Origin of the sequence: Bradyrhizobium sp. JYMT SZCCT0180 (assembly GCF_018130165.1) — a bacterium.
Taxonomy (GTDB): Bacteria; Pseudomonadota; Alphaproteobacteria; order Rhizobiales; family Xanthobacteraceae; genus Bradyrhizobium.
In genome coordinates, this window is record NZ_JAFCLZ010000045.1 from 1 (window position 1) to 8,680 (window position 8,680).

Annotated in this window: 13 protein-coding genes; 6 read left to right on the forward strand and 7 right to left on the reverse strand. The window is 63.3% G+C overall.

What is annotated here, in order from left to right:
• Positions 1–465 precede the first annotated feature (465 nt).
• Entirely contained in the window at positions 466–855 is a 390-nt protein-coding gene (locus JQ641_RS37620; protein WP_249151167.1) for a ClpXP protease specificity-enhancing factor SspB, read from the forward strand.
• A 97-nt stretch (positions 856–952) separates the two neighbouring features.
• On the opposite strand, the gene JQ641_RS37625 is transcribed toward JQ641_RS37620, so the two are convergent.
• From JQ641_RS37625 to JQ641_RS37640, 4 genes are all read right to left on the reverse strand, one after another.
• Entirely contained in the window at positions 953–1,771 is an 819-nt protein-coding gene (locus JQ641_RS37625; protein ID WP_212002377.1) for a hypothetical protein, read from the reverse strand.
• A 9-nt stretch (positions 1,772–1,780) separates the two neighbouring features.
• Positions 1,781–2,569: a 2-keto-4-pentenoate hydratase gene (locus JQ641_RS37630; protein WP_212002384.1), complete on the reverse strand. Its 789-nt coding sequence runs from the start codon at positions 2,567–2,569 to the stop codon at positions 1,781–1,783.
• A 69-nt stretch (positions 2,570–2,638) separates the two neighbouring features.
• The gene (gene dksA / locus JQ641_RS37635; RefSeq protein WP_092509290.1) at positions 2,639–3,004 is read right to left on the reverse strand and encodes an RNA polymerase-binding protein DksA; all 366 of its coding nucleotides are present in this window, start codon (positions 3,002–3,004) and stop codon (positions 2,639–2,641) included.
• Positions 3,005–3,214: 210 nt separating this feature from the next.
• Positions 3,215–3,826, reverse strand: coding sequence for an NAD(P)-dependent oxidoreductase (locus tag JQ641_RS37640; protein WP_212002386.1), 612 nt, complete (start codon positions 3,824–3,826; stop codon positions 3,215–3,217).
• A gap of 122 nt (positions 3,827–3,948) precedes the next feature.
• On the opposite strand from JQ641_RS37640, the gene JQ641_RS37645 reads away from it, so the two are divergent.
• Positions 3,949–4,320: a winged helix-turn-helix transcriptional regulator gene (locus JQ641_RS37645; protein ID WP_192740311.1), complete on the forward strand. Its 372-nt coding sequence runs from the start codon at positions 3,949–3,951 to the stop codon at positions 4,318–4,320.
• A 44-nt stretch (positions 4,321–4,364) separates the two neighbouring features.
• Here the strand turns inward: JQ641_RS37645 and JQ641_RS37650 are convergent, their stop codons facing one another.
• Entirely contained in the window at positions 4,365–4,778 is a 414-nt protein-coding gene (locus JQ641_RS37650; protein WP_192740236.1) for a flagellar assembly protein FliX, read from the reverse strand.
• Positions 4,779–5,042: 264 nt separating this feature from the next.
• Between JQ641_RS37650 and JQ641_RS37655 the strand changes: the two genes are divergently transcribed.
• The 4 genes from JQ641_RS37655 to JQ641_RS37670 all read left to right on the forward strand — a co-directional run bounded on the left by JQ641_RS37655 (position 5,043) and on the right by JQ641_RS37670 (position 7,545).
• A complete protein-coding gene (locus tag JQ641_RS37655; protein ID WP_212002388.1) occupies positions 5,043–6,167 on the forward strand; it encodes a flagellar basal body P-ring protein FlgI in 1,125 nt (374 codons plus the stop codon).
• Positions 6,167–6,517 (forward strand): flagellar assembly peptidoglycan hydrolase FlgJ, encoded by a 351-nt coding sequence (gene flgJ, locus JQ641_RS37660; RefSeq protein ID WP_212002390.1) that lies wholly within the window; start codon positions 6,167–6,169, stop codon positions 6,515–6,517. The genes JQ641_RS37655 and flgJ overlap by 1 nt, the downstream gene beginning before the upstream one ends.
• Positions 6,518–6,533: 16 nt before the next feature.
• Positions 6,534–7,025 (forward strand): hypothetical protein, encoded by a 492-nt coding sequence (locus tag JQ641_RS37665; RefSeq protein WP_212002392.1) that lies wholly within the window; start codon positions 6,534–6,536, stop codon positions 7,023–7,025.
• Positions 7,026–7,167: 142 nt separating this feature from the next.
• Positions 7,168–7,545 (forward strand): hypothetical protein, encoded by a 378-nt coding sequence (locus JQ641_RS37670; protein ID WP_212002395.1) that lies wholly within the window; start codon positions 7,168–7,170, stop codon positions 7,543–7,545.
• 19 nt (positions 7,546–7,564) lie between these two features.
• On the opposite strand, the gene JQ641_RS37675 is transcribed toward JQ641_RS37670, so the two are convergent.
• Positions 7,565–7,930 (reverse strand): hypothetical protein, encoded by a 366-nt coding sequence (locus tag JQ641_RS37675; RefSeq protein ID WP_212002397.1) that lies wholly within the window; start codon positions 7,928–7,930, stop codon positions 7,565–7,567.
• A 29-nt stretch (positions 7,931–7,959) separates the two neighbouring features.
• Positions 7,960–8,325, reverse strand: a complete 366-nt coding sequence (gene flaF / locus JQ641_RS37680) for a flagellar biosynthesis regulator FlaF (protein ID WP_192740230.1) — start codon at positions 8,323–8,325, stop codon at positions 7,960–7,962.
• Positions 8,326–8,680: the final 355 nt, after the last annotated feature.

Sequence of the window (8,680 nt, forward strand, 5' to 3'; positions counted from 1 at the left end):
GAGAGCACGGCATAAGCCGCAAAGCCATTGCGCAGGGAAGGCCGGGTGTTCTCCGCTGCCCTGTATGCTCGTGTGCACTTTGTTTTGTGCAATCCGCACGCGAGACCGCGGGTGCAGCGCGCACCCGGTCTTCCCTGCGCCCTCTTGATGAGAGGGCGGGAAGTTTCCAGCAAAGCTCGGGCGCAATGCGTCGCGAGAACGCTAACACATATTCAGGTGTCATCGCCCGCGAAGGCGGGCGATCCAGTATCCCAGAGACGCCGATAATAGAACCGAGAAGCCGCGGCGTACTGGGTCACCCGCCCCCGTGCGCAATTGCGCACTCGGGCGGGTGACGACAGTTGTATGTGGAGTACTACCTGTGACCTCCCGCACGTTCGAAGCGCCGCTGGCCCACCGGAATGAACCCATGTGCACTCCGAGGTCACTGACGCATGAAACAGTGCGACAACGCGAGACGAACCAATGCAGGCCACAACAAGAAAAGCAGGAATCCTGTTCGCCGTGCTGGCGACCATGTTCGCCGCATCCCGCGCGGTGGCGGCTGAGCCCTGCAGCACGACGCCGGCGCGTTTCAACATTGCCGAGACGCTGTGGCACGCGGCCGAAGAACATCCGGTCCATATCACCTTCACGACCCGGACCGAGGGCGTGAAAATGCCGGGATATCTCCTGGAGAAATATCCGAACGAGATGACCGTCGTCCTGCAATATGAATTCGGCAAGCTGACCGTGAAGGACGACCGCTTCGAAGTGCTGGTGTGGTTCAAGGGGTATCCGGAACGGTTCGTCGTCCCCTTCAACGCCATCAAAGCGTTCTATGACCGAACCGAGTTGAAGTGCTCGGGTAGCTGATGAAGAATTCGTAGCCCGGATGAGCGAAGCGACATCCGGGACCAGTAGCGCGACCATTCCCGGATTTCGCTTCGCTCATCCGGGCTACGAGATCCGTTCATTCAGGCGTGGCGCGGCGGATCAATGCGCAGAGCCCGGTCATGCGGGCGATCGGATGCTCGACAAACAAACGGCAGGATTTCAGCACGCCCGCAAGCGCGTCCGGCGGCGTCGCAGGCTTCAAATGCGACGCCAGCACCTGACCATGCGCGTGCCCGAGCGCGCGTGTCGCACGCGTCAGCGCATCGAGCCTGCCGTCGGCTTGCAGCGGCGCGAGCATGGTTCGCACCAGCGCCAGATACGCCGGCCAGTACGCCAGATGCCGGTACATGCTCGCAATCAATTGCGGTTCGGTGTCCTCGCCAAAGCCGTTCAATTCCGCAACCAGCCGCGCCACCTCGGGATCGAGCGCGTCCATTGGCGGCAGTTCCGGAATCTTGACGTCGGAGGGTGGGGCTGCGGAGCTGGCGGCCGTGACCGTAACGGCCGGGCGCGGTTCGAAATGCGCGAGCAACGCCGACAGCACGGTCAGCGCCAGCGCGTTGGTGTATTGATAGCTGTCCAGCACATTGCGAATGATGGCCTGGTCGGATTGATCGATGCTGGCGGCGAGCATCGTGTCGGCGGAAAATCCGGGCAGATCGGGCAAGGCGATCGTGCGCCTGATGGATTCGGCATGCAGCGGTGCGGCGCCGAGATAAAGCGGCCGCACCGTGGCCCAGGTCCAGGGCAGCGCGCCCGGCATGGTCGCGAGGTTGCGCCAGATCAGATTGACGACGCTGGTGCCGAGCACCTTTCGGATGTCGGCGAAGATCTCGGCGACTTCACCGCGCGCGTCGGCTTCGAGAATCGAGGGAACGCTCTCCTGCCCTTGCATGGTTCCCGCTCAGTCCCGAAAGCTCGCCGCCACGGTGCCGAGCCCGTCGAGCTCCATCACCACGCTGTCGCCGGCATTGAGCCACACGGTCTTGACCAGGCTGCCGGTGAGCACGATCTGCCCGGCGTGCAATCCCACGCCCTCCTCGGCCAGATGATTGGCGAGCCAGGCCAGCGCGTTGTGCGGATGCCCGAGTACGTCGGCGCCGGTGCCGCGCCCGACTTCGGTATCGTTGACGATCGCGCGGCCGACCACCTCGAGCAGATTGGGCGCCGCAGTGCGCGCGACCGCCTCGCCGAGCACGCAGCCCGCGGCGAAGAAATCGTCGGCCACCAGCGTGGGCGCACCCATGGTTTCCCACTTGGCGTAGCGGTCGTCGACGATCTCGATCGCGGGGTGATAGGCCTCGATCGCCTCCATCACCCACTCGGCCGTGAACGGCGCTTCCGACGGCGACAGATTGCGCGCGAGCCGGACCGCGATCTCGCACTCGACGCCGACGCGGACGTAATCGCCGAAGCGCAGCTTGGCGCCGGACTCATGCACGCCCTTGGCGAACACGCCGCCGCCGCAGGGATGGGGGATGTCGAGATATTGCTGCATCACCGCGCTGGTGCAGCCGATCTTGTAGCCGACGAGGCTGCCTATCTGCGGCAGCAGCAGATCGTGGACCGCGCGCTGAACCTGGTAGCCCTCGGCCTCGTCCTGCGGCACGAGTTCGCTCGAAAGCGCGGCCAGCGGCGAACGGCTGCGGCGGGCGCTTGCGATGCGCTTGGCGGCCGCGAGAATTTTGTCCATCGGCGGCAGCTCTCTCGTTGCAATCCGGCAATGCCGACCGCGCGCTGCGATCAGATGCCGGAGGTTACTCTACTCGTCCCGGTAAACCTTTTCACGCTTCTCGTGACGCTCCTGCGCTTCCACCGACAGCGTTGCGATCGGGCGGGCTTCCAGCCGTTTCAACGAAATCGGCTCGCCGGTCTCTTCGCAATAGCCGTAGGTGTTGTCTTCGATACGCTGCAGCGCGGCGTCGATCTTGGAGATCAGCTTGCGCTGGCGGTCCCGGGCGCGCAGTTCGATCGCGCGATCGGTTTCGGAAGAGGCGCGATCAGCCAGATCGGGATGATTGACGTTCTCTTCCTGGAGCGTCTGCAGGGTGATCTTAGATTCCCGCAGGATCTCGTCCTTCCACGCCAGCAGCTTGGCGCGAAAATAATCGCGCTGGCGGTCGTTCATGAAAGGCTCTTTTTCGGAGGGTCGATAATTCTTCAACTTTTCCAATGTCAGCCTATCTACAAGTGCAAGGCGGAACAGAAAATCGTCCGTCCGCGCGCGCCTTATATAGCGGCGAGTTGTGACAGACAATATCGGCCCTGCGGCAAGGAAGGCCGCCCCGGAGCGCATACACAGGCAAAACTGTGCACCGCAGCGGGGCAGCCCGCTTGGTCAGTAACCGACGGTAAAACGCTGCCGGAGGTGGGCCGGACGCTCGATTTCGTCGGCGAGTGCAACTGCGAAGTCCTCGAAGGAAATCCAGCTTTTGCCGTCGGACGCGGTCAAAAGCTGGTCGGTCCCGAGGCGGAACTTGCCCGTCCGCTCGCCGGCCGTGAACAGGGCCGAGGGCGACAGGAAGGTCCAGTTCAGCTCCTTTTCCTGCCGCAGCAGGTCGAGAAAGGCGCCGCCCTTCTCGGCTTCGGCCTTGTATACCACGGGAAAATTCGGCGTCGTAACCAGCCGGACACCCGGTGCCACCTCGAGGCTGCCGGCGCCGCCGACCACGAGGTAGCGGCCAACCTTCGAATCACGGGCGGCGCCAATCAGCCGGACCGGGTCGCTGTCGAGGAAATGCACCGAGCTGATCGCGGCATCGTGGCCGGCGAACAGTGCGGCCAGGCCGACCTGGTCCTGCACGTCGCCCTGCTTGGCCGTGACGTTGGGCTGGCTCGCGATCTTCTCGGGGTGGCGGGCAATGGCGGTGATGGTGTGGCCACGGCTGGCCAGTTCGGTGACGATACGCGATCCGGCATTTCCAGACGCGCCGACGACGGCGATCTTCATCTTAGGTCTCCTTGCGATGGGGATGGATGTGGTATCCAATGGTGACTAGATAACGCAAAGAGCGCAGGTGTTAAGAGAGCACTTTGAACTCACTTGATTACGCCGGAGTAACCGCCATGAAAATGAAACCCGACGCCTATGCCGCCAATTGTCCGACGCGCCAGATTCTCGATCGCGTCGGCGACAAATGGGCGGTTCTGATTCTGCTCCTGGTGCGCGACGAGCCGATGCGCTTCAATGCGCTGCGCCGCGCCATCGAAGGCATCTCGCAGAAGATGCTGTCGCAGGTGCTGAAGAGCCTGGAGCGCGACGGGCTGATCAAGCGCCGCGTCATCGCAACCGTGCCGGTGACGGTGGAGTATTCGATCACGCCGCTGGGAGCGACGCTGTCGACAGCCGTCGATGCCTTGCGCGATTGGGCGGAAAGCAATCTGAAGGAAGTGCTGAACGCGCAGCGCCGCTACGATGCGCAGCGCAATGCGATGGCGGCGTGACAGACGGGATGTGAGGAAGCGCGAAGCCTAGAACTTCTCGGCCTCTAAAACTTACCAGCCTTGGCCAGTTCGACTTCGACCCGAAGCTCGATCTCGGCCAGGACGGCATCGAGGCCGGGATCGCCGGAGGAGGATTTCAAATTGGCCGCGGCATCGCGCAGCCGGTTCATGGTGGCGGTGTCGAGATTGCCGGACAGCAGCCCGAGCTTGAGCTCGTCGAGCACGTCGAGCGCGCCGCGCCCGCGCGCCACCGACCGCTTGCGGCGCTCGGTCGGATCCTCGACGCCCTGCATCGCCAGCAGCGCGTCGATGCTGCCGGCGGCTTTCGGCGGGGCCGCGGAGCGGGTTTCGTCCGGCGTCGCCGGCGCATCCGGCAGCGAAAAGCCGGTCGAGCTGGTTCGCCGCGTGCTGCTCGCGGGCGATCCAAGCGTGGTGCCGTTCGGTCCGTAGATGCGCATCGTCGTGAATCTCGCCGGTCGATTGCAGGGAGCTTCGCCGCTTTATGGTTAATGCCGCGTAAACGACCCGGCAAAATCTGCCGCAGCGCGGCAGTTTCGCCGGTGCCGCGAGATCGGCCGGATCGCACACCACCGAACAAAGCATAGCACTTTCAACGGACTAGACCACCGAAACCGCGTGGCACCGATCTCGCATAGTTAATCGCGGGCTACCGTCATGGGAGTGGCGCGTTGTCCGGGAACGACTTCCAGGGGAGCATTGGGATGCCCGGCATCCATACGGCGAGAGTATTGTTGGTGGGCTGCGCAGCGCTGCTGGCGCTGGCGTTGTCGGCCATGTCCGCGGGCGCGACCTCACGGATCAAGGACCTCGCCAATATCGAAGGCGTGCGTCAGAACCAGTTGATCGGCTACGGCCTCGTCGTCGGCCTCAACGGCACCGGCGACACGCTGAACAACATCCCCTTCACCAAGCAGTCGCTGCAGGCGATGCTGGAACGCATGGGCGTCAACATCCGCGGCGCCACCATCCGCACCGGCAACGTCGCCGCTGTGATGGTCACCGGCAACCTGCCGGCGTTCGGCACCCAGGGCACGCGGATGGACGTCACCGTTTCCGCGCTCGGCGACGCCAAGAACCTGACCGGCGGCACTCTGCTCGTCACCCCCCTGCTCGGCGCCGACGGCAATGTCTATGCGGTCGCGCAAGGCTCGCTCGCGATCTCGGGCTTCGCGGCGGAAGGCGCCGCCGCCAGCATCACCCGCGGCGTACCGACCAACGGCCGCATCCCCAACGGCGCCATCATCGAGCGCGAGATCGAATTCGCACTCAATCGCCTGCCCAATGTGCGGCTGGCGCTGCGCAACGCCGATTTCACCACCGCCAAGCGCATCGCCGCGGCGGTCAATGATTTCCTCGGCGTCAAGACCGCCGAGCCGATCGATCCCTCCACGGTGCAGCTGGCGATCCCCGCCGAGTTCAAGGGCAACGTCGTCGCCTTCCTGACCGAGATCGAGCAATTGCAGGTCGAACCCGACCTCACCGCCAAGATCGTGATCGACGAACGCTCCGGCATCATCGTGATGGGCCGCGATGTGCGCGTCGCCACCGTGGCGGTGGCCCAGGGCAACCTCACGGTCTCGATTTCCGAGAGTCCGCAAGTGAGCCAACCCAATCCGCTGTCACGCGGCCGGACCGTGGTGACGCCGCGCTCGAGCGTGTCCGTTTCCGAAGACGGCAAGAAATTCGCGGTCGTGAAAGACGGCGTCTCGCTGCAGCAGCTCGTCGACGGCCTCAACGGTCTCGGCATCGGTCCGCGCGACCTGATCGGCATCCTGCAGGCGATCAAGGCCGCCGGCGCGATCCAGGCCGACATCGAGGTGATGTGATGCAAAGCAGCTTGAGCGGCATTAGCAATTCGTACCCGAAATCCACGCCGATCAACCGCCGCAACGATCCGCAGCTGGCCGAGGCCCTGACCAGGATTTCGCCCGAGGCGCAGAAGAAGACCCGCGCCAAGGCGCAGGACTTCGAGGCGATGTTCCTGAACTCGATGTTCTCGCAGATGACCACCGGCGTCAAAGGCGAAGGCCCGTTCGGCGATACGACGGGCACCGGCGCCTGGCGCTCGATGCTGACGGATGAATATTCGAAGTCGTTCGCCAAATCCGGCGGCATCGGAATCTCCAACGACGTCTTCCGTACCTTGATCCTGCAGCAAGCCAATCGCGCCGGCTGAGATAGGGAACCCCGACATGAATCAGCGCCCGCAAGCACAGCCCGCCGCCGCACCGGCACGCGCGATTTCCTCGCCGGTCGAGGCCCGCAAACTCGCGGAAGACCTGGTGGACGTGATGAGCGGGTTGCTCGGCATCATCGAGCGCGAAACCGAACTGGTTCGCGCCGGCAATATCCGCGAAGCGATGGAGCTTGAAGGCCAGAAGGGCGAGCTGTCGCGCCGCTACATGGTCGCGGTCGAACACCTGAAGAACTCGCAAAAATACCTGGCGCAGGTATCGCCTGAGCTGCTGACCACGCTGCGGCGCCATCACGATACGTTCCGCGCCATGCTGCAGATCAACCTCACGGTGCTTGCGACCGCGCATGCGGTGTCCGAAGGCATCGTGCGCGGCGTCAACGTCGAGATCCAGCGCCGCAATATCCCCAACACCTATACGGCGAGCGGCCAGCGCGCGACGCCAGGGCCGCGCAACATGACGCCACTCGCGGTGAGCCGCTCGCTCTGAACATCTAAAATTTTCGACAAATGCGTACCCCCGTATAGGCACGGGATTCAGCGCGTTCCCTAACACCGTGTTGAGGGGTGCCAGGCTATATTGCGGTTTGAGAGGGGTTGGGATTTGACTCGAAGCAAGCCTGGAGGCTGCCATGAGTACAGATTTCAACATCAAACCGGTGGGGGCACCGGTTGCCGCGCCGATTGTTCAACCGATCAGCGAAGCGGCGCATAATGCGGTCGCGACCGAATTGCCGGCGCCTCAGAGCGTGACGGCGTCGGACGCCGGCGCACGCAGCAGCGATTCCCGCGCGGTCCATATATCGATTTCGAATCCGTCCGTCTCGAACCAGGTGGTGATCGATCGCGACGCGCGGGCGGTCGTCTATCAGGTGGTCGACAACCGGACCAGCCAGGTGGTGAAGCAGTTTCCGGAAGAAGCGGTGCTGCGCCGCCGCGCCTATTTCCACGCCCTCGACCTGACCAGGGAAGCGCCGCAGCGGCTTCGCGTTACCGACCAGCGGGCTTGAAATTCAGAACGCCCGCTAGTCAGGTTTGGTGGGTCGCGTAAGCCTTGTCCAGATAGGTCTGTCCGCTGACGGGATCGGTGACGACGGTGTTGATCTCGGCCTTGCCGTTGCTCGCCAGCGTGAACTTGGTGTCGCCGACCCGGAACGAATTATTCCTGATCAGCACGTCCTGATATTTGCTGGTGGCGCCGCTCTGGTAGTGCACCTTGGCGCGAAAGCCGGTGACGTTCGAGACCGAGATCTTGAACGACTTGTTGTCGGCATATTTGCCGGTCCAGTCGCCCTGATAATTGTCGGGATTGACCGCGAAGTACGGCGTATTGGAGGGCACGGTCTGCCCGACGGTCTTGTAGTTGGCCGACAGGATGCTCAGGACGTCGGCCATGCTACGGCTCCCCTACCCTTAATGCCGTGTCAGCCGCGGCCGGCAAGGCCGGCGGCAAGGTTGCAGTTGATGTCGATCAGCGCCTTCAGCTTGGCCGGATCCGGGCTCATCTGCATGTCGACCGTCTGCTTCATCACGAACACACCGATATTGGCGATCTTCTGGCGAACCTCGATCGGCTGTGGATTCTCGTCGGCCGTCGCCGCGCTCATGAAAATCGACCAGAGCCGGCGATTGAACAGCAGCGCGTTCTCCAGCGCCTGGCCGGGACCGGCCCAGTTGGTCTGGACTTCCTGGAGCTGTCGTGCGGCCTTCAGCAGCGCCTGCGCTTCGATTTCACGGGGAGACGACGTCGCGTGCGACGTACGAGCGTAGGCCTGGGCTGCATTGGACATTCAGGAAACCTCGGTGGGAGCGGTTGGCAGTGACCGCGGGACTGCAAGAACTGCCCAACTTTCATACAAGTCCGGCCTTTAAATATGGTTAGCAACCGTTACCATTTGTGTCGGCGGTCCGGCGGAAATCCATATTTTCACCACCATGCCCGCGGTGCGTTCTGATGAGATTAAGATCGAAGGCACAATTTTTTGCATGATGCGTTTTGCCCGCGCGACTCGGCATTTTTCTTTTCAGCCAAAAAGAAAGACGGCGGGGTTTCCCCCGCCGTCTTGAACGTTGATGTGGCTGAACTTAGCGGAGCAGCTGGAGCACGCTCTGCTGGCTCTGGTTGGCCAGCGCCAGCGCGGACAC